Origin of the sequence: Staphylococcus sp. GDY8P94P (assembly GCF_017892255.1) — a bacterium.
In the GTDB taxonomy this organism is placed as follows: domain Bacteria; phylum Bacillota; class Bacilli; order Staphylococcales; family Staphylococcaceae; genus Staphylococcus; species Staphylococcus cohnii.
Genome location: NZ_JAESKU010000012.1, coordinates 62,857 through 87,292 on the forward strand (window position 1 = coordinate 62,857; position 24,436 = coordinate 87,292).

24 protein-coding genes and 1 riboswitch are annotated in these 24,436 nt (G+C 33.8%); of the genes, 10 read left to right on the forward strand and 14 right to left on the reverse strand.

From position 1 onward, the window contains the following. Positions 1 to 315 precede the first annotated feature (315 nt). The 7 genes from KA926_RS07955 to xpt form a co-directional block, all read right to left on the reverse strand. Entirely contained in the window at positions 316 to 579 is a 264-nt protein-coding gene (locus tag KA926_RS07955; RefSeq protein ID WP_226952043.1) for a hypothetical protein, read from the reverse strand. Positions 580 to 616: 37 nt separating this feature from the next. Beyond that, a complete protein-coding gene (locus KA926_RS07960) occupies positions 617 to 814 on the reverse strand; it encodes a hypothetical protein (protein ID WP_107385935.1) in 198 nt (65 codons plus the stop codon). 309 nt (positions 815 to 1,123) lie between these two features. Then, entirely contained in the window at positions 1,124 to 1,552 is a 429-nt protein-coding gene (locus KA926_RS07965) for an organic hydroperoxide resistance protein (RefSeq protein WP_107383873.1), read from the reverse strand. A 340-nt stretch (positions 1,553 to 1,892) separates the two neighbouring features. Then, entirely contained in the window at positions 1,893 to 3,434 is a 1,542-nt protein-coding gene (gene guaA / locus KA926_RS07970) for a glutamine-hydrolyzing GMP synthase (RefSeq protein ID WP_107383872.1), read from the reverse strand. Positions 3,435 to 3,454: 20 nt separating this feature from the next. Further along, complete coding sequence (guaB, locus tag KA926_RS07975) at positions 3,455 to 4,921, reverse strand: IMP dehydrogenase (RefSeq protein WP_107383871.1); 1,467 nt, start codon at positions 4,919 to 4,921, stop codon at positions 3,455 to 3,457. Between the two features lie 37 nt (positions 4,922 to 4,958). Continuing rightward, positions 4,959 to 6,227, reverse strand: coding sequence for a xanthine permease PbuX (pbuX, locus tag KA926_RS07980; RefSeq protein ID WP_210144105.1), 1,269 nt, complete (start codon positions 6,225 to 6,227; stop codon positions 4,959 to 4,961). Further along, positions 6,224 to 6,805, reverse strand: coding sequence for a xanthine phosphoribosyltransferase (gene xpt / locus KA926_RS07985; protein WP_107383870.1), 582 nt, complete (start codon positions 6,803 to 6,805; stop codon positions 6,224 to 6,226). Before xpt ends, pbuX begins: the two co-directional genes overlap by 4 nt. 248 nt (positions 6,806 to 7,053) lie before the next feature. Then, a riboswitch (purine riboswitch) is annotated at positions 7,054 to 7,156 on the reverse strand. A 227-nt stretch (positions 7,157 to 7,383) separates the two neighbouring features. Here xpt and KA926_RS07990 point away from each other — a divergent pair. The 4 genes from KA926_RS07990 to KA926_RS08005 all read left to right on the forward strand — a co-directional run bounded on the left by KA926_RS07990 (position 7,384) and on the right by KA926_RS08005 (position 11,708). Further along, positions 7,384 to 7,797 carry a general stress protein gene (locus KA926_RS07990; protein WP_107383869.1) on the forward strand — a complete coding sequence of 138 codons (414 nt, stop codon included), beginning with the start codon at positions 7,384 to 7,386 and terminating at the stop codon, positions 7,795 to 7,797. Between the two features lie 246 nt (positions 7,798 to 8,043). Further along, positions 8,044 to 8,709 (forward strand): hypothetical protein, encoded by a 666-nt coding sequence (locus KA926_RS07995; protein WP_107385937.1) that lies wholly within the window; start codon positions 8,044 to 8,046, stop codon positions 8,707 to 8,709. Between the two features lie 121 nt (positions 8,710 to 8,830). Then, complete coding sequence (locus KA926_RS08000) at positions 8,831 to 9,859, forward strand: hypothetical protein (RefSeq protein WP_107385938.1); 1,029 nt, start codon at positions 8,831 to 8,833, stop codon at positions 9,857 to 9,859. 466 nt (positions 9,860 to 10,325) lie between these two features. Further along, positions 10,326 to 11,708: an L-cystine transporter gene (locus KA926_RS08005; RefSeq protein WP_107383866.1), complete on the forward strand. Its 1,383-nt coding sequence runs from the start codon at positions 10,326 to 10,328 to the stop codon at positions 11,706 to 11,708. Positions 11,709 to 11,838: 130 nt separating this feature from the next. Here KA926_RS08005 and KA926_RS13960 read toward each other — a convergent pair whose 3' ends face one another. From KA926_RS13960 to nfsA, 6 genes are all read right to left on the reverse strand, one after another. Then, on the reverse strand, positions 11,839 to 12,018 hold the full coding sequence (locus tag KA926_RS13960; RefSeq protein ID WP_107383865.1) for a hypothetical protein: 180 nt from the start codon (positions 12,016 to 12,018) through the stop codon (positions 11,839 to 11,841). 90 nt (positions 12,019 to 12,108) lie between these two features. Beyond that, a complete protein-coding gene (sdaAA, locus tag KA926_RS08010; RefSeq protein ID WP_107383864.1) occupies positions 12,109 to 12,999 on the reverse strand; it encodes an L-serine ammonia-lyase, iron-sulfur-dependent, subunit alpha in 891 nt (296 codons plus the stop codon). A 12-nt stretch (positions 13,000 to 13,011) separates the two neighbouring features. After that, complete coding sequence (gene sdaAB, locus KA926_RS08015) at positions 13,012 to 13,689, reverse strand: L-serine ammonia-lyase, iron-sulfur-dependent subunit beta (protein ID WP_210144107.1); 678 nt, start codon at positions 13,687 to 13,689, stop codon at positions 13,012 to 13,014. 12 nt (positions 13,690 to 13,701) lie between these two features. Continuing rightward, positions 13,702 to 14,736: a PTS sugar transporter subunit IIC gene (locus KA926_RS08020; protein WP_107385940.1), complete on the reverse strand. Its 1,035-nt coding sequence runs from the start codon at positions 14,734 to 14,736 to the stop codon at positions 13,702 to 13,704. A 549-nt stretch (positions 14,737 to 15,285) separates the two neighbouring features. After that, entirely contained in the window at positions 15,286 to 15,852 is a 567-nt protein-coding gene (locus tag KA926_RS08025) for a hypothetical protein (RefSeq protein ID WP_107383882.1), read from the reverse strand. Between the two features lie 75 nt (positions 15,853 to 15,927). Beyond that, entirely contained in the window at positions 15,928 to 16,683 is a 756-nt protein-coding gene (gene nfsA, locus KA926_RS08030) for an oxygen-insensitive NADPH nitroreductase (RefSeq protein WP_210144109.1), read from the reverse strand. Positions 16,684 to 17,080: 397 nt separating this feature from the next. Between nfsA and KA926_RS08035 the strand changes: the two genes are divergently transcribed. The 6 genes from KA926_RS08035 to KA926_RS08060 all read left to right on the forward strand — a co-directional run bounded on the left by KA926_RS08035 (position 17,081) and on the right by KA926_RS08060 (position 23,802). Then, positions 17,081 to 19,072, forward strand: coding sequence for a catalase (locus tag KA926_RS08035; RefSeq protein ID WP_107385942.1), 1,992 nt, complete (start codon positions 17,081 to 17,083; stop codon positions 19,070 to 19,072). Between the two features lie 278 nt (positions 19,073 to 19,350). Beyond that, positions 19,351 to 19,701 (forward strand): helix-turn-helix domain-containing protein, encoded by a 351-nt coding sequence (locus tag KA926_RS08040; protein ID WP_107385943.1) that lies wholly within the window; start codon positions 19,351 to 19,353, stop codon positions 19,699 to 19,701. A gap of 561 nt (positions 19,702 to 20,262) precedes the next feature. Further along, complete coding sequence (gene ahpC / locus KA926_RS08045; RefSeq protein ID WP_107383858.1) at positions 20,263 to 20,832, forward strand: alkyl hydroperoxide reductase subunit C; 570 nt, start codon at positions 20,263 to 20,265, stop codon at positions 20,830 to 20,832. 16 nt (positions 20,833 to 20,848) lie between these two features. Continuing rightward, on the forward strand, positions 20,849 to 22,372 hold the full coding sequence (gene ahpF / locus KA926_RS08050) for an alkyl hydroperoxide reductase subunit F (RefSeq protein ID WP_210144111.1): 1,524 nt from the start codon (positions 20,849 to 20,851) through the stop codon (positions 22,370 to 22,372). A gap of 271 nt (positions 22,373 to 22,643) precedes the next feature. Continuing rightward, positions 22,644 to 23,264, forward strand: coding sequence for an NDxxF motif lipoprotein (locus KA926_RS08055; protein WP_107383856.1), 621 nt, complete (start codon positions 22,644 to 22,646; stop codon positions 23,262 to 23,264). A 322-nt stretch (positions 23,265 to 23,586) separates the two neighbouring features. Further along, positions 23,587 to 23,802 (forward strand): hypothetical protein, encoded by a 216-nt coding sequence (locus tag KA926_RS08060; RefSeq protein ID WP_107383855.1) that lies wholly within the window; start codon positions 23,587 to 23,589, stop codon positions 23,800 to 23,802. Between the two features lie 55 nt (positions 23,803 to 23,857). On the opposite strand, the gene KA926_RS08065 is transcribed toward KA926_RS08060, so the two are convergent. Continuing rightward, positions 23,858 to 24,436 carry a histidine phosphatase family protein gene (locus KA926_RS08065; RefSeq protein WP_107383854.1) on the reverse strand — a complete coding sequence of 193 codons (579 nt, stop codon included), beginning with the start codon at positions 24,434 to 24,436 and terminating at the stop codon, positions 23,858 to 23,860.

The window sequence follows — 24,436 nt, forward strand, 5'->3', positions numbered from 1 at the left end:
TATTTCCAATTAAGTAAAAATATAACTAGAAAATAGTAATAATATGCAAGTTTTAAATTTAAATATCGGTAATATCGATTCTGTCAAAATGTAAAAATCAAAATAAAAAGAGCTGGAAACTGCACCTTAGCAATGTTTCCAGCTCTTTTTATATGATTAAATATTATTCGATATTATTTTAAAATGTCATTTCAGGTGTTTATAATTTTTCATAACATTGATTTTCAAATTTTATTAGTATATTCCAATTGTTTTTTTAAACAAAAGTTCCACTCTTCGTTTTATCAATAGTAGGTATACGTATATTCAAACGTATTATTCACCTGATTTTGCTTTTTGAACTTTCAAAATTGTAAATATAATAACTATTGTTATGGTAATGAAATCAAAAGAATGTGTAAAAGCTTCTCCAAATTCTTTATCTTGCCAGAAGTAACGAATGATGAATAAAAACGTTGAATGAGCAAACAATGCAATAAACATGTATATAACTGGTTTATCAAGTAATAGACCAAAAACAAATACAAATAACAGCATTATTATAGTAAGTATCAGCATGACTATGTTTGACATAGACATATTAAAACTCCGATCGTATAGTTTTTTTCTTGCACTGCTAGAAACCTTTACGTTTAATTTGTCTATATGTAAAAATACCAAAAATTATGACAAATGCGAATTGTACTGCTTTAATTAAAGGTGAGCTAAATTCTAATATTTCAATATGCATCATTGTTCCAATAATAGGTGCAATGAAATTAAAAATAAATAATATTAGCCATATACCAACCAATACTTGTTGTGATTTAGGCATATTAAGTACTCCAATTTATAAATTTATAGTTACAAATGTTGATGCTTCCACTGAGGGTGGCCCATTATTTAATGATGTAACAATATCACCATCACTAAAAATACAGCACTAAATTCCATAAAATATTTTCTGATTTATACCAATGTGTTTATGATCAAATTGATACTTTTTTCTTAATGAAAGTACTTATACATTTAGTTGGATTATATTGTTTTATAAAAAATAACCGCACTAATTAAGATTCGGTTATATAGATATATGACTGCTTGATAAAATTCCAAAAAATTCTATTTAGCTTTTTGCATCACTTTAATTAACGTTAACAGTAATTTCAATATCAATACTGTGTTTAAGTGCTTTCGAGTACGGGCAATAATTATGCGCTTTTTCAACGAACATCTCCGCTTCTTCTTGGCTGAGATCTTTAAGTGTTACATCTAATTCAGCAGCCAATTTTACACCGCCATCAGATTTATCTGGCAATAAGTAAGCAGTCGCACGGACTTCTGGCTCAATCATACCCTTGTCTGCACCTTTCAAAATATGCATTAGTGCATTGTTAAAACAAGCGCTGTAACCAGCTGCAAATAACTGTTCAGGGTTTGACTCAGTAACGCCGTTGCCACCCATTTCTTTTGGAACAGCTAAGTCTTGATAAAATGTATTATCTTCACTAAAAACTTTTCCATCTCTTCCGCCATTACTTATTACAGTTGTTTCAAATAATGGTTTTGCCATGAAAATCACTCCAATAATTTTTGAAATTCAATAATAATGATTAATTAATCATTTTACATATCAAATTAAGCTTAATCTAATTGTATTTTATCATTAGTTTTTAGATATTTAAAATCATAAGTGTTAAATTGTCATTTATGTCTACTCATAAAAAAATAGGACAAGTACATAAGTAAATGTCCTATTTGGCTAAAATACTTTCAATTAATTTAACGTATAATTTATTTTATTCATTTAACTCACCCGTAAGACTGCCAGTTTAGCCATTCCCTCAAATTCTCAAACCCACAAAACACCCCCTTAAGCCTATGCTCAAGGGGGTGTTCATCATTCTATTCTATTATTCCCACTCTATGGTACTTGGGGGCTTAGATGTAATATCATAAACAACACGGTTCACGTGGTCTACTTCATTAACAATTCTGCTTGAAATTTTTTGTAAGACTTCCCAATCAATACGTGCAAAGTCACTTGTCATACCATCAATAGATGTCACTGCGCGAATACCTACAGTGTGGTCATATGTCCGGTAGTCTCCCATGACACCTACGGATTGAATACCAGGTAACACTGTGAAATACTGCCATATATCACGTTCAAGACCTTCTTCACGAATGACTTGTCTTAAAATCGCATCTGATTCACGTACGATTTCAAGTTTATCTTCTGTAATTTCACCCAGCACACGAATACCTAAACCTGGACCTGGGAAAGGCTGTCTCCATACTAAGTGTTCTGGAATACCTAATTCGATACCTAATTCACGCACCTCATCTTTGAATAATGTATTAATAGGCTCAATTAATTGGAATTCCATATCTTCAGGTAATCCGCCTACATTATGGTGTGATTTAATCGTTTGTGCTGTTTTTGTACCTGATTCAATAACGTCTGTATACAATGTGCCCTGCGCTAAGAAATCAACACCTTTTAGCTTAGATGCTTCATCATCAAAGACATAAACGAATTCATTACCAATGATTTTACGTTTTTGTTCCGGATCTGACACACCTTGCAGTTTATTCATAAAACGTTCTTGAGCATCGACACGAATGATGTTCATGTTGAAACCTTCACCAAATTGTTCCATGACCATGTCGCCTTCACCTTTACGTAGTAAGCCGTGGTCTACGAAGATACATGTTAATTGGTCGCCGATCGCTTTGTGTAATAATACTGCAACTACAGATGAGTCTACACCACCGCTCATTGCACATAGCACCCTGCGATCACCAACTAGTTCGCGAATTTTTTCAACTTCGATATCTATAAAGTTTTCCATTGACCATTCGCCAGTACATTCACACACGCGACGTACAAAGTTACGTAATAAGTCGTTACCAAATTCAGTGTGACGTACTTCAGGATGGAATTGAACACCGTAGATACGGCGTGATTTATCTTCAATTGCTGCATAGTTCGTACTTGGACTGTCTGCAATCACTTCAAAACCTTCTGGGATTTCAATAACTTTATCTGAATGACTCATCCAAACATTTTGTTCTTCAGGTAATCCGAAGAATAATTCGTCAGTTTTCGCATTAATCACGGCTTTACCGTATTCTCTTTCATTGGCACGTTCAACTTTCCCGCCTAACAATTTAGTTGTTAATTGCATGCCATAACAAATACCTAGAATAGGAATACCTAAATTGTAAATTTCTGGGTCAATCGTAAAAGAGTTCTCTTCATATACTGAATTTGGTCCTCCTGAAAGGATAATCCCTTTCGGATTCATGCGTTTAATTTCTTCAATGCTGATTTCATGGTCGTGCAGTTCACTATACACACCCATTTCACGTATACGACGTGTAATTAATTGGTTATATTGGCTACCAAAATCTAAAACAAGTATGAGCTCTTGCTCTTTCGCCATTTCCATAACTTTAAATCTCCTTTAACTTAGAATGAATAATTTGGTGATTCTTTTGTAATTTGCACATCATGTGGGTGACTTTCTGCTAAACCAGCAGGTCCCATACGTGTAAATTGTGCTTCTTCTCTTAATGCTTCTAAGTTTCTTGAACCAGTGTAGCCCATGCCTGATCTCACACCGCCCATAAGTTGGTAAATCGTATCTTGTAATGGACCTTTGTAAGCAATACGACCTTCAATACCTTCAGGGACGAATTTTTTAGGAGCTTTATCTTCTTGGAAATAACGGTCGTTAGAACCACTTTCCATTGCACCTAATGAGCCCATACCTCTATATACTTTATATTGTCTACCTTGGAATACTTCTGTAGCACCAGGACTTTCTTCAGTACCTGCAAGTAAGCTACCTAACATCACAGCATGTCCACCTGCAGCTAACGCTTTGATAATGTCTCCTGAGAATTTAATACCACCATCAGCAATAATAGACTTTCCTTGCTTACGTGCTTCTGTTGCACAGTCATATACAGCTGTAATTTGTGGTACACCTACACCAGCAACAACACGAGTCGTACAAATTGAGCCAGGTCCGATACCTACTTTGACAACATCTGCACCTGCTTCATATAAAGCTTTAGTGCCTGCAGCAGTTGCCACGTTTCCGGCAACTAATGTTACTTGTGGGAATTTTTCTTTAATGTGTTTAACTTGTTCTAAAACGCCTTTAGAATGTCCATGAGCTGTATCAATAACTAAGGCATCTACACCCGCTTCAACTAATTTTTCAGCGCGAATATCCGTATCTTTTGCGATACCAATTGCTGCACCTACTAGCAATCTGCCAAGTTTGTCTTTAGCAGAATTGGGGAATTCAAGTACTTTTTCAATGTCTTTGATTGTGATTAAACCTTCTAATTTACCATCTTTAACTAACGGTAATTTTTCTATTTTATGTTGCTGTAATAGTTCTTCAGCTTCATCTAAAGTAGTGCCTACAGGTGCTGTAATTAAGTTTTCTTTAGTCATAACATCTGAAATCTTAATAGAGAAATCTTCAATAAAACGTAAATCACGGTTTGTTAAAATACCGACTAATGTTCTCTCTTCTTCATTGTTTACAATAGGTACACCTGAAATACGATATTTACCCATCAATGCTTCCGCTTCATACACACTTTCTTCTGGCGTTAAGAAGAATGGGTTTGAAATAACACCGTTTTCTGAACGTTTAACTTTTTGAACTTCATCTGCTTGATCTTCAATATTCATATTTTTATGAATAACACCTAGACCACCTTGTCTAGCCATTGAGATCGCCATTTTGGATTCAGTTACAGTATCCATACCTGCTGAAATAACAGGGATATTTAATTTAATACCTTCTGATAATTGAACACTTAAGTCTACTTCTTTCGGCAATACATCTGATTCTGCTGGTAACAATAACACATCATCAAAAGTTAAAGATTCTTTTTCAAACTTATTTTCCCACATATGAATACAGCCTCCTAATATTTGTTTTATAGCTCCATTATTCCATAGTTTCTATGTTTTGTTGATTCTTAATGCCGTTAAAAAAGAAATTCAAAACAATTGCTGAAATAGCACCGAGTAGAATACCATTTTGAGTTAGCCATGCGAATTGGTCTCCTAAAGCTTGAAACGCTTGAGGTACTGCACTTATACCCGTTCCTAGTCCAACTGATACCGCGATTACCAACAAATTATTTTGATTTTTGAAATTAATATTACCTAATATACTAACACCATATGCCATAACCATGCCAAACATTGCTATCATCGCACCACCTAATACTGGTAATGGAATCATATTTGCTAAGGCACCCAATTTAGGGATACATCCACAAATAATAAGCAAGATAACCATGCCATAGATAACTTTGTTCTTTTTAGCACCAGATAAAGATACTAATCCCACATTTTGAGAATAAGCGGTATACGGGAACGCATTAAAAATGGATCCTAAGATAATCGCGATACCTTCAGCAGTATAACCTTTACGAAAATCTTTTCTCTCCAATTTCTTACCTGTAATTTCACTTAATGCATGGTAAACACCTGTTGATTCTATCAGACTGACTAATGCAACAATAAAGAATACTAAAGTTGCACCAAAATCAAAGCTGAATGTTGAAAATCTGAATGGTTGTGGTAATGAAAACCAATGTGCTTCACCAACTTGTTTCACATCAACAATGCCAAATATTGACGCTAATACAGTACCTACAATTAAGCCAATCAATATGGCAATTGATTTTAAGAAACCTGTTGTAAAACGTTGCACAATTAATATGACTATTAATGTAATTACACCAAGTAAAATGTTTTTGGCATCACCAAAATTTTTAGCACCTTCTCCACCTGCTAAATAATTCATCGCTACTGGCATCAAATTGATACCTATAATTGTAACGACACTGCCTGTCACAACTGGTGGAAAGAATTTAACTAAATATGAAAAAAATGGAGCAATGATGACAACTAATATACCTGATAAGAAAAGGGAACCGTATAAATCACCGATACCTTTAGTTTGCCCGATTAAAATCATCGGTGCAACGGCTGTAAATGTACAGCCTAAGACAATGGGCAACCCAGTGCCTGTACCTTTCCAAACTTGTAAAAATGTGGCTACACCACACATGAAAATATCAACAGTGACTAAGAAGGCAATTTGTTCTGGAGTAAAATCTAGGCTTGTCCCTACAATAATTGGTACGAGTATAGCGCCTGCATACATCGCCAATAGATGTTGTAAACTTAAGATGAATGCCTTCATGATTGTTCCTCTAAAAATGTCACTTTGTTACCACTTAGAGAAGCAACTTTACATAAAGACGATACTTTCAATCCTGCTGTTTCTAAACGTTCTCTGCCTGGTTGGAAACTCTTTTCAACTACAATACCTATGCCAACAGTTTCAGCATTGGCTTGTTGAACAATTTCATTTAAACCTAATGATGCATCACCATTTGCTAAGAAATCATCGACGATTAATACGCGATCATTTTCGTCTAAAAATTCATCTGAAACCACTACAGTACTCGTCGTATTTTTAGTGAATGAATGGATATCAGCTTGATAAGTATTTTTCGTTAACGTGCTAGGCTTTGCTTTTTTAGCAAATAAACACGGCACATCAAAGTGCATTGCTGCCATGATTGCTGGTGCAATACCAGATGCCTCAATCGTTAATACTTTAGTAATCCCTTCATCTTTAAATTGATTATAAAACGTTAGTCCTACGTCGTGCATCAGCTTTGCGTCTATTTGATGATTTAAAAACCCATCTACTTTCAAAATTTTCTCATCAATGACGACACCGTCTGCCTCAACTTTCCGTTTTAACAAATCCACTCAAAAAACCTCCTCATTTTTTATACAAAAAAAATCCTAAACTAACTTAGTTTCAGGATCTATGAGTGAACGTGCAATACTATAAAGAACTGATGTTTAACTTACAACATGTACGTTGCAAATTAAGTCTTCAACATTCATTTCCCTAATTATGTAAAAATTGAAAACACTACAATTGTTTTAGAAGATTATATGTATAACTTCATTTCCCTAATAAAGCTTTAAAACGATTGGAGTTGAATGCTTTTTGTATTGTATTGGTTACCCATAGTCATGTCGTTAATGGCAACATGGTAGAAACTTCTAGAGCCATATCCTCTAGATTATATGAGTTAGATAAATTATTAACTGATGATAGCAAATTTCAGCATGATTTTCAATACGAACATTATAAGTAAGCGCTTTAAATAAAGAGATTTAATAATAACCAACGCTTCTAGTAACCGTTTTCTTTACTTTAAAATCAAGATTGTCAGATACGTCACTTCATTATATAATAAAAATATATTCGTTTTACCTAGTGGTTAATAGGGAAAGTATTAGATAAACAATAGAAAAGTGGACGGAGGGACAAGACAATGGCTGATTTTACAATTGTACAAAGCAAAGATGAAATACTACCAACTATCCAACAAAAATTGTCAGAAGGATATGTTGAATCTGAAATTTCAGTATTAAGTAAGACAAAACTTCATTTTGATGAGTTACATGATTCTGAAGTAAACCTAACAGCAACGAGTGGTTCATTCAGTGACAAAATGGCAAAAATTTTAACTGGAGAAGACGGTGAAGAAACTGTTTTAGCTTATTACGATATTAATGATTATGACAAAGAACGTTATAAAAAAGAACTTCTTGATAATAACTTTCTAGTTGTTGCAACTAGAGATAACTCTTCTCATGAAGAAGTTCAAGAAGCAAACGCTGCATATGCACGTAATACTGTTGAAGATAAGCATTACGCAGAAGAAACAAACGGACCAAAATCCTAATCTTCGCTTAATCAAATTGTGATTTAATGTAATTATTTAAAAATGGTCACAACATACTTTCAAATTATTGCTTAACATATAGACAACCTTTATCAGGAGCGAACACAGAAAATCACTATGTATTTTGTGGTTTCTGTCTCGCTCCTATTTTATTTCTATTACAAATGATACATACAATATTTTCACTGATTTCCATTAATTTACTATGTTATAATAAACGCATTATTATTGGGGGTGCATCTATTCATGGATTTTAAGACTATCAAATCAATTGATGATCCATTATTTAAAGCAGCATTAAAACTATACGATGGACAATTTGACATTGATTTATCTGAAGATGAACAAATATTTAAACAATCTTTAAAAAATGAACATACCAAAGATGACTATATCTTTTTAGTAGGCTTACAGTCAGATAAAGTTGTTAGTTTAGCAACTGCACATTATGAAGCGACGACAAATTCTGCATTTTTAATCTATCTGATTGCAAATGATCAACCGGATCACGATGAATTAATTACAAATACTTTGGCACGTATTGAAAAGGAAATTAATTATTTATCCAATCAATTACATGAACACGATGTAAACTTTATTATGCTAGAGGTACCGAAAGAACCAGAACTTGTTTCAGAAGATGAGCAACAAGTGCTCAGTAATAGACGTGAATTTTTATTTAGTCATGGCTTTGAAAAGCAATATGATTTAGATTATCTAGCCCCAAATTTAAATGGATATTCAGAGGGATCACCGAAAGATTTATTTATCAAATCTAATATAGAACTGACAAAAGACATATATGGACCATGTATTAAATCAAACTATATATTAAAGTATGTATTTGCAAATAGAATTTCTAGAAGTATTATTTACCCACTGTTAGAAGAAATGGATTTACGTAAATCATAGTGTACACCACTTGAAATCACTGTTAAAACAGTTTAGACTAACATAGAGGTAAGACTGACGTTTCACTAACCGAAGACAAACGTCCGTATACATAAAATCATTTATGAAAGGACTCATTTCTATGTTAACTAAAGAATTTGCACAACGTGTTGAGCTAAGTGAAAAGCAAGTCCGTAAAATCGTTCAACATTTAGAAGAACGCGGTTATCAACTTAGTAAAACTGAATATCGTGGCCGCGAAGCTACAGATTTCCAAGAAGAGGATATTGAACTCTTCCAAGATATTGCTGAAAAAGTTAAACAGACAAATAGCTATGATTTAGCTTTTGAAGAACTCGAAAAGGAAAAAGATTTTCTACAGGTGTTAGTCAAAGAAGATGACAACAATCTACCTTCAGACCAAAATGTATCTCTACTCGTAGAGGACTTACGTACTGAAATTCAAAATATGCGTGACGAGCGCCAAATGCTAGGACAAATGATTAATCAAGTACACCAACAACAGCAAGAATTGCATAAAATGCAAAATCAGATTACTTCTAAATTAGAAGAAAATACAGAATCACTTAAAGCAATTCAATCATCTACAGACGAAATTAAATCTACACAAAGTGTCATTCAAGATTCTCAAAAAGAACAAACTGAACTTGTGAAATCTAATGTCGAATCTGAGCATGTGTATACAAATCAAAGTTCAACAGATAACGACGCAAATGCGTTCACTGAAAATACAACTGAACAAGCTAATACTAAAGTAACACCTGAAAAAATGGCTGACACAACAGATCCTCATACAAATGAAGTTTCTGAAAATGTATCAGCAGAAACTGTTGATGAAGAAATCACACAAATTAGTGAACAACCTACAGCACAATCAGCAAATTCAGAAGCTGAAAAACAAACTTCCAAAGCAAACACGGCTGATAAATCAGATGCCCCTGTTGAATCAGGTACTCACAAAGAAACTTCTGAAGTTGAGCAACAAACAGATAATAATAAAGAAGACGCATCAGCGTCATCTACTACAAATGAGTCAGATTCACAGCAATCAAATGCATCTCAAGAGGCTACTTCATACGCTTCGCCACTTGCTAAAGAAGAGCACAAAGAAGAACGTAAAGGATTTTTCGCACGCCTCTTTAATTTATAAGTGACAGATGATTCCAAGGCATAAAAGCTTTTGGTTAAAAAGAAACGTCAATTTCTATTGAAATAGTATAGAAATTGACGTTTCTTTGTTTTGCATGAAATCTCGTAGCTTGTTGTGTAACTATTTTCCTAATATTCAGGGCTACTACGACTTATTAAATCCTCGTTTAACTATCATATTGCTCGAATCGAATCCCTTCTAAGAATGGCCACCAGCATTTCTAAATCAAAATTCCCCTTAATTTCATCTTAGCTGTATTGCTAATTAATTTAGCCACAAACGCCTTGACACCACACCCTACCTAGGTTTATAGCTTCTCCAATTCTGTTTCAAAAATAAAGTCATGTAAATTTCATAATTTTTTTGAGTAATTGACTTGAATATTATTCGTTTTGCTACTATCCTTAGTATGCGTATCGGATTTAACAAAATAAATTAAATAATAGAAAGTGTAGGTCTTGTTTTTATGTTACTAACAATTTTAAACATCATTATTTTTGCGGCCTTCCTTATCGGATTATATGTAATGGCAAGAAGACATGTTTCATTTCCTAAACGTGTCTTTACAGCATTAGGCATCGGGATTGTCTTTGGAATTGCTATTCATTTAATATACGGTGTGGACTCAAAGGTCACTAAACAAACCACAGATTGGTTTAGTATAGTTGGAGATGGCTATATTTCATTCTTACAAATGATTGTTATACCTTTAATCTTTATTTCAATCGTTTCAGCATTTACTAAAATTAATATTGGAGAAAAATTTGCTAAAATTGGCATCTATATCTTCATTTTCTTAATTGGGACTGTAGCAATTGCAGCAATTATCGGTATTATCTCAGCACTTGTCTTTGGTTTAGACGCATCTACAATTGATTTAGGTAGTGCCGAAAGCTCAAGAGGTAGTGAACTCGCAAGTCAAGCTAAGGATATGACAGCGAACACGCTACCACAACAAATCTTAGAATTATTACCAAGTAACCCATTCTTAGATTTCACTGGTCAACGTACAACATCAACAATCGCTGTTGTAATCTTTGCTGCGTTTGTTGGCTTTGCATTCTTACGCGTTATGCGTAAACAACCAGAAAGCGGTCATTTACTTAAACGTGGTATCGATGCAATTTATAATATCGTTATGGCGATTGTGACATTTGTACTACGTCTAACACCATATGGTATTTTAGCTATAATGGCGAATACAATCGCGACTAGTGATTTTGGTGCAATATGGACGTTAGGTAAATTTGTTATCGCATCTTATGCGGCATTAATTGTAATGTATATCATTCACTTACTCATTGTAACTGGTATGGGACTAAACCCTGTTACATTTGTTAAGAAAACATCTGAAGTATTGTTATTTGCATTTACTTCTCGTTCAAGTGCTGGTTCATTACCACTCAATGTCCAAACTCAAAAAAATCGTTTAGGTGTACCGGATGGTATTGCAAACTTCTCAGCTTCGTTTGGTCTTTCTATTGGTCAAAACGGCTGTGCTGGTATTTATCCAGCAATGTTAGCAATAATGGTAGCACCAGCAGCTGGTGTTGAAGTTAATTTACAATTTATATTATCTGTCATCGGCATTGTCGTGATTAGTTCATTTGGTGTTGCTGGTGTTGGTGGTGGCGCAACATTCGCCTCTATCATTGTATTATCTACTTTAAATTTACCTGTTGCATTAGCTGGTGTGCTGATTTCAGTAGAACCACTTATCGATATGGGCCGTACTGCATTAAATGTTAACGACTCTATGCTTGCTGGTACAGGTACAGCTAAATTGACAAACAACTTAGATACTGACACTTATCATTCAAAAGAATACGGTGAAATCACAAGTTCATAATAACAAGACAACACATACTATGAACTTTGGATATCTTTTATAAATGAAAAAAGGTTGGAACGCTTGTCGTTCCAACCTTTTTTCATTTCTATACTTTCAATATATTTTCAATTCTATTTTAATCATATTACTATTTTTGTCGTTTTATCGTTATCATTAGTTTTACGTAATTATAAATAAAGACAATAATCAAACTTAGCGACAATGATTTCAACAATAGGTTGACCCATGTACCGTCTGTAGTTAAGTAATACGTTACGATACTATTTATAACAAACACAATAAAAATAAGCCCTAGCTTCAGTAACATGTCTCCCACCTCTTTTAATTCAGTTTAGTGGGAAACATGTATTTTTTCAATTCAATTTTTTATGCTAGTAATTTATATGTCCTTAGTTATTTAAGTTTCAACACTTGTTTCTCCAAATATCTTTTTCTTTATCGCTTCTCCAGTAGGCGTTCCAGCTAGACCTCCCAATCCAGTTTCTCTTAACGATGCTGGCAAGTTACGTCCTACTCTATCCATCGCCTCTATCACTTCATCAACTGGTATTCTGCTTTTTATTCCCGCTAATGCTAAATCAGCTGAAATTAGTCCGTTACCTGAACCTATAGCATTACGCATAACACACGGTATTTCAACCAACCCTGCCACAGGATCACAAACCAATCCTAATAAATTACTGATAGCTAAAGCCATCGCATGACCACTTTCTTCAGGTGTTCCACCAAATATCTCAACTGCTGCCGCTGCTGCAATTGCGGATGCTGATCCCACCTCTGCCTGACAGCCACCAATGGCACCCGCAACACTTGCATTGTTTGCGATGATTTTGCCACATAGTGCGGCTGCAAATAAAAAGTCGATCATCTGTGCTTGTGTTAATCCATGTGTCTTTTCTAACTTGAATAGTATTCCTGGTATTGTACCTGATGAACCAGCAGTTGGCGTTGCACAAATGATTCCCATCGCAGCATTTACTTCATTTGTCGATATTGCGCCTTTTAAAGCTTCTACCATATCATGTCCAGATAAAGCATGGTAATGCTCATTATATCGATCTAGTTTCACGGCATCTTGTCCTGTATAGCCCGTAACACTTTTTACGCCTTCTCCAGAAAGTCCCTTTTCTAAAGCTTCTCTCATAACATCAAGGTTTTGTTTCATTAATGCACGAACTTCATCCCTTGAAATCCCTTTTAAATCCATCTCCTCACGAATCATCATTTCAGCAAATGTTGTGTTGTGCGTCATTGCATAATCTATAATTTCTCGCATTGAATGATACATATTGCCACTCCTCTAACAGATATATGAAAAATTTAATTCTTTATATTTCTCGCGTAACCTACTTAAACTATCTATATTTAAAGCTTTATTTAAGTGTAATGCCAATAAACACTTGTCATCATTAATTGTTTTTATCTCTTCATTAATATCTACTTCATACTCAATCAAGTCATTAATCAAATGGTTAATTAATGAAATATTGGCTGCTCCATCTACAACCAAAATAGGTAATGCGTGATGCATAAGGATACAAAGACCGTCCACGTGAATACTTTTAATCTTGATTGTACCTCCACCGATTGAAATACCATTAATTTCCACATGTCGTTCGTTGCCATCTAATTTAATTAATGCGCAGTTAGGATGCTCACCTAAGCTAGCACTTGTTTCTTCTATAATTTCTATATCAATATTTTGAGCTTCAGCAAATGAAATAGCGTCTTTAATACGTTCATCAAATGTACTGAAACCCAATGATCCACCTATAATTGCTAAATCTGTTCCATGCCCCTTGTGCGTGGAGGCAAATGATTCATAATAATGAATTACAATTTTTTGAGGTTCACATTGTAGTACTGTGCGTCCAGCATTACCTATTTTTACTGCACCTGCCGTGTGAGAACTAGAAGGCCCCATCATAATTGGACCAATCACATCAAAAGCACTTTGATAATCTTGTTTTCTTGCCATTCTTCTCTCTCCTTAATTTGTCTGTTTTTTCATTCTAGGTAGATTGAAATTTAAGCTTGTCATATTAAATTTATTAATCATTTTTCCTATAACTAGACTTAATAAAATACTAGTAATTGATACTGTAACAATCGTTATTACAGACCTAATTGGATCATTGAATCCAAACAATACAATAGCACCGGCAATTGGCGTCGCCATACCTGTCACATTGATTACTAATCCACTAAATGTGACGATACATGCGTTTACAACACCAATAAGCGCATTTGTACCATAGAGTTGTAAAGGATACTTCGCAATAATATCTATTTGGGTTAATGGTTCAACTGCAACAGCAAAAGCTTTAGAAGCGTTACCTATTTTTAATTGTTTAAACATAATGAAATTGACAAATGAGCTACCCGTACATGTCAGTGCACCAATTGCCATTGGCAAACCAGTTAGTCCTAATAAACTTGTTAATACCATAGAACTAAGTGGTGTCATACCTGTAACAGGAATAATGAGACCTAAAATAATTGCTAAGACATAGGGATTGTTATCACCAACAGCTGTCACGGCACTACCAATTTGTTTTAATAATGCGATAACACCCGGGCTCATAATACTTGCAAGAAGGAATGAAACAGCAGGAGCAAATAAAATTACAGTAATTAAATCTAAGCCTTCAGGGACTTTCTTTTCTAAAAATTTAATAGCAAAAGAAACTAAATAAGCAGCTAAAAAAGCAGGTAGTAATTTAAAATCATGAAGTACTAAACCAACGATTACGGCAAAAACTGGCGAGACACCTAATTTTAAACAAGTAAGAAAGCCGACTGCCACACCACTTAAACTACCGGCTAAGTCACCAATCTCTTGCAAAAATTTAATGTCAAAGACACCGCCAATGGCATAACTTAAAAATGCTTGCGGTAAGAAGGTTGCACAGGCAGCGCCCGATAATGCTTGTAGTCCTTTCTTACCATAAGGTGCAAAGTTTAAAAATAGCGTCATAGCTAACAAAACAATGAGTAGCGTTCCTACACCTAAAATAATATCCATTTCCTCAAACCTCTTTCTATTTTCATTGATATCTATCACTTTTTTATTTCCAACCACATCATAAAACTTTGTGAAAGCACTTACAATGGCAAAAAACAGACTTTTATGAAATATTTGTAAATAAATTCACAAAATAGAGAATTTTATATAATATAATAAACAATTTAACAAATTGATTATTATATTAAGTTAATGGATTTATGAAAACGAATAATCATTAAACCTGGATATACGTTCAAAAGCTATTAAAAGTTATACAAACACTTGAATTTTCTTTATTATCATAAAATATTAAGCACTGTCATTGCGCAACAAACTCAAAAATTCCATAAAAAAACGCCAATTTCTATATTGTTACAATAGAAATTGACGTTTACTGTTTAAGCCAAACTGTTGAAATTACAAACGCTTAAAGCATTGACAATATTGAGTTAATCAACTTAATAACTCTATTTAATATGAAAATGTTTCATGCTTAATTATTTTTCTTAACGACGTCTCTTCTATAATTTCATTAAAGATGATTTTATCGTCACTTTTTAATATTTGCTATCTTGGTTTGAAGGGGCCCCAAGTGATTTTCTGTTTGCCATCTAACGGAATGGTGTCAATCGTATTCGATACATCATCAAACCACTTTAAAAATGCAGGGTTTTTGTCTAGATGCGCTTCGGCACTATCTTCACTAATATCGTGTAAATACCATGCCTTGCTTTCAAATTCATATTGAATCTGTGAATATGCGAGCCGAGTTAAATCAACACTATCATATAAACAGTTCACATGTTTCACGAGATTCGGTGCTTGTGAAATTAAACTATTAGATATGGTTTTTTTATGCGTTTGATTATCTAAATCATTCCACATTCTTAACTGGCCGTCCATTTGGAAGAATATATCTATCGTAGAATCATCTTCGTTAAATGAAATAAGAATAAATATACGTTCTGCTGTGTGATCAACGGAATTAATTGCTCCGACAACTAACTTTTGGGCCATTTTCACCCAATAAGCTTGAGCTTCTTGAGGGGTTAGTTTACTGCTAGAAGAATAAATATATTGCTCATTAGCTTTATGATTTCCATGCGTTTTCTTACCAAAAAATTTATCAAACATGCTCAACATAACCAACCCCTTTCTTAGATATGGCCTATCCATCATAAATGACACGCAACAGAAGTTGTCAGTGAATTATTTTTTAATAAAACCTGATTTATTCAATTGTTCTAACATATCTAGTCTCTGCTTAGCACTCATAAAATTAGAAATTTGTTCCGACCATGTTTCATTACATTCGCCATTTGTACGAGATGCATAATATTTACTTACGGTTTCATCGTAATCTACCAATGTTTTACGTTGCGTTTCTTTATCGCTGTCGTATTTATTGTGATGGAAGATATTTTCAAGTGGTAAGCGTGGCTTAGGATTTCCATTTTCATCATCTGCTGGCAGACCTAATGCCATACCAAATAATGGGAAAGTATGCTTAGGTAAGTCTAAAACTTCACGCACACGTTCAACATCATTTCTAAGTGATCCTAAATAAACCATGCCATATCCCATATCTTCAGCTGCAGCAGCAATATTTTGAGCAACTAATGTCGCATCAATCGTGCCGACCAATAAACCTTCTGCTGATTCAAATGATGTCGCCATATCTTTTTTAGTATTTTCATTTACAATTGCATGTCTGTAATAATCCATGACAAAAACAAATAAATAACCGTTTTCTACCACATAAGGTTGACCTGAGACTTCTTTCAAGTCTTCTTTAATTTCAGGATCATCTATGCCTATAATTGAATAAGCTTGTAAATAACTTGACGTTGAAGCGCTTTGACCCGCCTCAATTAATTTTTTAATATGTTCTTCTGAAATAGGTTCATCCTTAAAGCTTCTGACTGAATGGTGTTTTTTCAATAAGTTGTATACATAATCAGACATGTATTATCCGCTCCTCTTTTATGTAAATGTTTATAGTATTTAAATGTTAACAAAGCTCGTAATGAATTGCTTGTTATTTGTTTACCCTTTTTTCACTCTAATTAAATGTTAATCCCCTATTAAATATTAGGTATTCATAAAATATATGAACAAAATAAAGCTCTAATGTAACGTTTATGTGACTCAAAAAATAAGTCATCTTAACACACATATGTCATAAATGAATATACAACACATACTTCTAAAAATTTTTCTCTCAGACTTCGCATAAGCACAAACATTTTTGCGTTTTGTAAAATACCTCGTTAAAAAAATAATAATGTTCAAAATTAATTCAAAAATTGAAATGTTTTTAAAATCATTAATGTGGAACGATAGTAATAAGGGGGTAATTCATTTGAGTAACAAAAAACAGGAACAATTAAAAAATGTAGAAAAAAACAATGACGATAAAGCAATGACGACGAATAATGGTGTTAAAGTTAGCGAGGATGAAAACACCTTAACTGTTGGTGAACGTGGTCCTAGCTTACTAGAAGATTTTCATTTTAGAGAAAAAATTATGCACTTTGACCATGAACGTATTCCTGAAAGAATCGTACATGCACGTGGTTTTGGCGCTCACGGTGAATTCCAAGTTTACAAAGACTTATCTGAATACACTTCTGCAGACTTTTTAACACATCCTGAAAAGACTACCCCAGTGTTTGTCAGATTCTCTACTGTCCAAGGGTCAAAAGGTTCTCCAGACACAGTAAGAGACGTGCGTGGTTTTGCTACAAAATTCTATACAGATGAAGGTATTTTTGATTTAGTAGGTAATGACATACCTGTTTTCTTTATACAGGACGCTATTAAATTTCCAGATTTAATTCACGCTGTTAAACCTGAACCGCACAATGAAATGCCTCAAGGTGGCACTGCACACGATACATTTTGGGACTTTTTCGCACAAAACCCAGAAACAATGCACACGGCTGTTTGGGCTATGAGTGACAGAGGAATCCCTAAAAATTTCAGACAAATTGAAGGCTTTGGCGTTCATACTTTCCGTTTAGTTAATAGTAAAGGTCAATCCTATTTTGTTAAATTCCATTGGAAGCCAGTTCAAGGTTTAGAATCATTGGTATGGGATGAGGCACAAATCTTATCTGGTAAAGATATTGATTTCCACCGTAAAGATTTATATGAAGCAATTGAAAAGGGAGACTACCCTGAGTGGGAATTAGGTCTCCAAGTCATACGACCAGAACAAGAATTTGATTTTGATTTTGATATTTTAGACCCAACAAAAATATGGCCCGAAGATGAGGTTCCAGTTGAAATTGTTGGCAAAATGACGTTGAATCAAAATGTATCTAATGTTTTTGACGAAACAGAGCAAGCCGCATTCCATCCTGGTCACATCGTACCTGGCATTGATTTTTCTAACGATCCTCTATTACAGGGACGTTTATTCTCATATACAGATACGCAAATATCAAGATTAGGCGGACCAAACTTTAATCAAATCCCAATTAATCGACCAGTTAACGAAGTACACAACAATCAAAGAGACGCTATGCATCAAATGAATATCCACAAAGGACAAACAGCATACCACAACAATGCTTTAAACAATAACGATCCTCACACAACACATAAAGAAGAAGGCGGCTATGAACATTATCAAGAAAAAGTTGAAGGCCGTAAAATACAAAAACGTAGTGAAAGCTTTAAAGACTATTACAGTCAAGCTAAACTTTATTTAAACAGTTTAACAGAGCCTGAATTTGACCATACCGTAGACGGATTTTCATTTGAAATTGGTAAATGTAAATCAGCTATGGTTAAACAAAATGCAGTAAATCAATTGAACAAAGTTGATCGTACTTTGGCAGAGCGTGTCGCAGCAAATGTAGGTGTCGAAGTTCCAGAAGAAAATGAAGAAGTACAAACTGATGCAAAAGATAGTAAGTTAACAATGGAAAAATTCGATATACCGTTACCTGGACATTCTGTAGCAGTACTAGTGAATGGTGAAATAAATGAGGAAACATTAAAATCATACGCAAAAACATTTGTCGACAACAAACTCAACTACGCTTTTGTAGGTAAGCAACCCAAGGATATCACTAAAGATTTCGGCATAACTGAGACGTATGATACTGCACACCCTACATTATTTGATAGTGTATTTGTAATTTCAGATGGTACACAATTATCACCTGATGCAGAGGCATTTGCTGAACTCACTTACAAACACAACAAACCGTTAGTAGTTAATCAAGCCGCATCAGAAAAACTATCAAGTGCAAAACTAGACTTGGACGCACCTGGTGTATTTATTTCAGATGATGCTCAAACAATTGTTCAAGCATTTGAACGCGCAAGATATTGGGACAGATAAACTTATAAAATTAAAATCATTTGTCCATTAAATGATATATTTAATTATACAAAAGGGCGAGAAAGAAATTTTTCATTGTAATTTAATTTCTTTCTCGTCTTTTTTATGTATATATGGGTAAATACATACTAAATATTTAAAGATTTAATTTTAAGCTCTATTCATTCCAAAATACCTCCAAATATGCAATCGCAACCACTAGTTGCACACTAAGAAACGATTAAGTGCGTGACATTACATGTTTATACAGTTAATTTCAAATAAAAGGAGTGATAACTATGGAAATTGGAACACAAATCAAAGAACAACGTGAACTCAAAAATTGGTCACAAGACGAACTTGCAGAAATATTAAATATTTCACGCCAAAGCATTTCAAAATGGGAACTAAACAAAGTCTATCCTAGTATTGACATGCTCATTAAAATGAGCGATTTATTCGACGTGTCTTTAGATGAACTCATTAAAGGAGATAAAGCATTAAAAAAGACGATTATTGAAACCTATCAACAACCTGTTTCTAATCAGAAAGATCGACCTATGAATGGTTGGGAATTTTTATCCAACTATTGGTGGTTATTCTTCCCTGTAGCGTTTATTATTTGGTGGATGGTACAGTCGTTTGTTTGATTATAAAAACCAATGCTTCCAAAAATTAAAATAATTACTCTATGCAATTTAATCATTCAATAAATACAGTTATCTATTTTTAGTATGAAACCGTTGAATAAATGTAAAAATGCGATGACAGTGTTGAACAATAAATCTATGAATTATCATTAAGAATGATGTAATATTCACTTATCATTACAAATTCCGAAAGCAGTAATTGCATTCACAAATTTGTGACAATTTTTATAAGCCCATCATATCAAACTTTCATAGCCTCCCTTCTCAATTCTTATGTTTAGTTGAGAATAGGAAGGCTATTTATTGAGTGTGAAAGAAAATACAAATAATGTATATGCTTTCATTTTTGAATGTAGTTGAATCAACTTTATTGTCTTCCAATGCAAATAACGAGCACGATTTATAACTATTGTGCTTTGAAGGTTCTAATGTTGACGAAACGATAGCTACATGCAATAATAGTAAACGAAAGATTAGAATTATTATAATTAAGAAATTATGATAATCTAATTCAATAATACTTAAACTAACACTAAGTTATTAAATAGGAGGATGTTTCACATGTCTTTAATCAACAAGGAAATTTTACCATTTACAGCTAATGCTTACGATCCAAAGAAAGATGAGTTTTTCGAAGTTTCTGATGAAAACTTAAAAGGTTCTTGGAGTGTCGTTTGCTTCTACCCAGCAGACTTCTCATTCGTATGCCCTACTGAATTAGAAGATTTACAAAATCAATATGATAAATTACAAGAATTAGGTGTAAACGTATATTCAGTTTCAACTGATACACACTTCGTGCACAAAGCTTGGCATGATCATTCTGAAGCGATTAACAAAATTCAATATACAATGATTGGTGACCCTTCACAAACAATCACTCGTAATTTTGACGTATTAGATGAAGAACTTGGCCTAGCTCAACGTGGTACATTTATCGTTGACCCTGATGGTGTAGTTCAAGCAGCTGAAGTTAATGCAGACGGTATTGGCCGTGATGCAAGTACATTAGTACACAAAATTAAAGCAGCGCAATATGTACGTCAACACCCAGGTGAAGTTTGCCCAGCAAAATGGGAAGAAGGTTCAGAAACATTACAACCTGGTCTTGACTTAGTAGGTAAAATCTAAGGAGGCATTGATTTGAATGCTTAATGATCAGCTAAAATCACAATTACAACAATTACTTCAATTAATGGAAGGTGATGTTGTACTAAGCGCAAGTCTTGGTACAGATGATAAATCAAAAGAACTAAAAGAGTTGCTAGATGAAGTTGCTGCAGCATCATCCCATATCACAATTGAAGAGAAAGACTTAAAACGCACCCCAAGTTTTACAGTGGATAAACCTGACGAAGATACAGGTATTACATTCGCTGGTTTACCTATGGGTCATGAATTTAATTCACTTGTATTAGCTTTATTACAAGTAAGTGGTCGCGCACCTAAAGAAGAACAATCTGTAATAGATCAAATTAAAGCTTTAGATCGCCCACTCAATTTTGAAACTTATATTAGTTTAACTTGTCAAAAATGCCCTGATGTCGTTCAAGCATTGAACTTAATGAGTTTATTAAACCCAAATATTACTCATACAATGATTGATGGTGCTATTTTCAGAGAAGAATCTGAAGATATCATGGCAGTGCCAGCTATCTATTTAGATGGTGAAGAATTTGGCAATGGACGCATGACAGTACAAGATATATTATCTGAACTAGGTAGTAAAGCAGACCCTTCAGAATTCAACGCTAAAGATCCTTATGACGTGTTAATCGTTGGCGGTGGCCCTGCGAGTGGTAGTGCCGCTATCTATACTGCACGTAAAGGATTGCGCACTGGTATTGTTGCTGATCGCATTGGTGGTCAAGTCAATGATACTGCAACAATCGAAAACTTTATTACTGTCAAAGAAACAGACGGTCCTAAATTCTCATCTGCACTTGAAGATCATGTAAAACAATATAATGTGGATATCATGACAGGTGTCAGAGCAAGTGATATTGAAAAAACAGACAATGGTATTGTTATCACTTTAGATAATGATGCTAAATTACAAAGTAAAACTGTTATTATTGCTACAGGTGCACGCTGGCGTAAGTTAGAAGTACCTGGTGAAGAAGCCCTTATTAATAAAGGGGTGGCATTCTGCCCGCACTGTGACGGACCTCTATTTGAAAATAAAAACGTTGCTGTTGTTGGTGGCGGCAACTCAGGTGTTGAAGCTGCAATAGATTTAGCAGGTATTGTAGAACATGTTACCCTACTTGAGCGTAACGCTACGCTTAGAGCAGACAACGTATTACAAGAACGTTTAAGCTCTTTACCAAACGTTACAATTATTAAAAACGCACAAACAACCGAAGTATTAGGTGAAACTTCAGTTACTGGTCTTAAATATCAAGACAAAGCAACTGGTGAAGATCACACGATAGAATTGGAAGGCATATTCGTACAAATCGGACTACTTCCAAATACAGAATGGTTAGAAAATTACGTTGAATTAAACCAAGCAAATGAAATAATCATTGATCGTAAAAATGCTACAAGCATCCCTGGAGTATTTGCTGCAGGTGATGTCACAGACGATCGTAATAAACAAATCATTATTTCAATGGGCGCAGGCGCAAATGCTGCACTAAATGCATTTGATTATATTATTCGACACTAATCACTTCCCTATTCAAATAGATTATAAAGGAGGACCAAATTGGTTCTCCTTTTTATTTTTGTTGTTTTAGCTTCTATGTGATAGTAGAGACTTTTTTCACTGGTATGAAACGTATAGACTCGAATTTTCAAATTTTGTTCAAAAGATTGTGCGTTTAACTTTACGACATCTATATCAATCAATAGCTTGAAATGATAGTCTTAGGTTATAATTTCAAAAGCACATAAATTAATATATAAATCGGACTATTATTAAAGGAGCAATACGTTTTATGAAAAAAAGTATACTTATAACATTAGTACTCATGCTAACTATGATACTCACAGCATGTGCAAATGGCGATTCAAATGGTGATAAGCAACACAGTGAGAGACACGCCCCTTCAAATGTAAAAAAAGTTACAGAAAATGATATCTTTGATACTAACAAAAAGGGAGAAAATATAAGCGAGGCGGAAATGAACAAAGCGATTAAAAAATATCTGGATGTTAATTCAGATATCCTCGACAATAAATATTTATTACAATATAAATTAGATAAACAAACCGGTACAGATACTAAAATTACTGATGCACAAGCAAAAAGATTATCTAATTTATCACACAATGCGGTTAAAAATGACGTACGTTTCAAAAAATTTGTCAAAGACAATCATCTACCTAAAGGTTATAAAGACGATGTTGATCGAATCATAAACTATTTCACAGCGTTAAATACCACTATTAAAGATGCTGATAAACAAATTGAAGAAGTAAACTATCAACCTCAAAATAAGCTAAACGTAGTAGACGTACCCGCAGAAAATGCAGGTAACGTAAATGGTAAAAAACAAGAAAAAATCAAAAAATTCCTTAAAGATAAGGGTATTAAAAGTGATGCAATAGATAAGTAAAATACAGTTTTATGGAACTACTTGAATTTGTGAACATTTTTTGAATAATCATCAAATCCACTTTAAATTGATATCAAAATAAACATGATGCATTACAAAATGATGACATCACCTATTTCCAGCAATATAAAGCCTTTTAAGCGCTTACTTAAGATTATATGATTCATATTGACTTATGTTTGTAAAAAACCTTACACGATTGTAAGGTTTTTTAATATAATATGCCTTTTTTTCTCAGAGAAGTATTTGTTATCCTATGTTATAAGATTGAACATAGTAAACGTAGGAGCACAGCCGAAAACTTTTTTAAGGAGGTCGCACTATGGTAATTACGATTTTACTAGGTGCTATGGCTGCTGTCTTCATAGCTTTTAATCTCTTTGAGAAAAAAGAAACTTATGGCGTAATTTCATATAAATCTATTGCTTTAAGTATTACTTACGTCATACTCGCAGTTATTGTTGGTAGTTTCTTAGACAATATCAACACTGTATTCCAAGGATTTCACGATAGCTTAACAGCAGCAAAAAAATATTAACCTGAACTGAGTAGATAAACAGTTCAGGTTTTTTTAATACATGATTTTATTGATACTATAGCTCAATTTCATAAGGTACACAATTTTCTATTTTCTTATCTATCACAGATATTTTATTTTCATAACCTAAATAAACGAAACAACACCTAATTACAACTTGGTGAGCAATGATTACAACCGTATCTAAAGATGTATCTAGTTCTTGTTTAAAGAATGATTCTACACGTTGTAACACATCTTCATAACTTTCCCCTGCTGGTGCTTTTTGAGTAAAACTGTGTCTAAACGAACTGTTTGGACCGCCGTTAAAATATGTTGCAAATTGAGTATCTTGTTCAATTTCACTCACTTTTCCGCCCTCAAACTTACCTAAAGAACGTTCTCTCAATAATGTCGTCACACTTGCCGGAATATCTTTATCAAAAATTGCATTATAAGTCTGTCTCGTTCTTGTTAAATCAGACATATAGATATGATCAATTTTTAATTTATTAAAATGGTGTTGTAATAATTGTGCGTCTCGAGCGCCTTTTTCAGTTAATGGAACGTCTAATTGACCACAAAAATAATGATTTCCTTCTTTTTTATCATAATTTGATTTTGATTCACCATGGCGAATTAAGTATAACTTCAT

Coding starts and splice junctions, on each gene's coding strand:
- KA926_RS07955 (WP_226952043.1), bottom strand. CDS start 579: ATGTCTATGTCAAACATAGTCATGCTGATACTTACTATAATAATGCTG.
- KA926_RS07960 (WP_107385935.1), bottom strand. CDS start 814: ATGCCTAAATCACAACAAGTATTGGTTGGTATATGGCTAATATTATTT.
- KA926_RS07965 (WP_107383873.1), bottom strand. CDS start 1,552: ATGGCAAAACCATTATTTGAAACAACTGTAATAAGTAATGGCGGAAGA.
- guaA (WP_107383872.1), bottom strand. CDS start 3,434: ATGGAAATGGCGAAAGAGCAAGAGCTCATACTTGTTTTAGATTTTGGT.
- guaB (WP_107383871.1), bottom strand. CDS start 4,921: ATGTGGGAAAATAAGTTTGAAAAAGAATCTTTAACTTTTGATGATGTG.
- pbuX (WP_210144105.1), bottom strand. CDS start 6,227: ATGAAGGCATTCATCTTAAGTTTACAACATCTATTGGCGATGTATGCA.
- KA926_RS07990 (WP_107383869.1), top strand. CDS start 7,384: ATGGCTGATTTTACAATTGTACAAAGCAAAGATGAAATACTACCAACT.
- KA926_RS07995 (WP_107385937.1), top strand. CDS start 8,044: ATGGATTTTAAGACTATCAAATCAATTGATGATCCATTATTTAAAGCA.
- KA926_RS08000 (WP_107385938.1), top strand. CDS start 8,831: ATGTTAACTAAAGAATTTGCACAACGTGTTGAGCTAAGTGAAAAGCAA.
- KA926_RS08005 (WP_107383866.1), top strand. CDS start 10,326: ATGTTACTAACAATTTTAAACATCATTATTTTTGCGGCCTTCCTTATC.
- KA926_RS13960 (WP_107383865.1), bottom strand. CDS start 12,018: ATGTTACTGAAGCTAGGGCTTATTTTTATTGTGTTTGTTATAAATAGT.
- sdaAA (WP_107383864.1), bottom strand. CDS start 12,999: ATGTATCATTCAATGCGAGAAATTATAGATTATGCAATGACGCACAAC.
- sdaAB (WP_210144107.1), bottom strand. CDS start 13,689: ATGGCAAGAAAACAAGATTATCAAAGTGCTTTTGATGTGATTGGTCCA.
- KA926_RS08020 (WP_107385940.1), bottom strand. CDS start 14,736: ATGGATATTATTTTAGGTGTAGGAACGCTACTCATTGTTTTGTTAGCT.
- KA926_RS08025 (WP_107383882.1), bottom strand. CDS start 15,852: ATGTTTGATAAATTTTTTGGTAAGAAAACGCATGGAAATCATAAAGCT.
- nfsA (WP_210144109.1), bottom strand. CDS start 16,683: ATGTCTGATTATGTATACAACTTATTGAAAAAACACCATTCAGTCAGA.
- KA926_RS08040 (WP_107385943.1), top strand. CDS start 19,351: ATGGAAATTGGAACACAAATCAAAGAACAACGTGAACTCAAAAATTGG.
- ahpC (WP_107383858.1), top strand. CDS start 20,263: ATGTCTTTAATCAACAAGGAAATTTTACCATTTACAGCTAATGCTTAC.
- ahpF (WP_210144111.1), top strand. CDS start 20,849: ATGCTTAATGATCAGCTAAAATCACAATTACAACAATTACTTCAATTA.
- KA926_RS08055 (WP_107383856.1), top strand. CDS start 22,644: ATGAAAAAAAGTATACTTATAACATTAGTACTCATGCTAACTATGATA.
- KA926_RS08060 (WP_107383855.1), top strand. CDS start 23,587: ATGGTAATTACGATTTTACTAGGTGCTATGGCTGCTGTCTTCATAGCT.
- KA926_RS08065 (WP_107383854.1), bottom strand. CDS start 24,436: ATGAAGTTATACTTAATTCGCCATGGTGAATCAAAATCAAATTATGAT.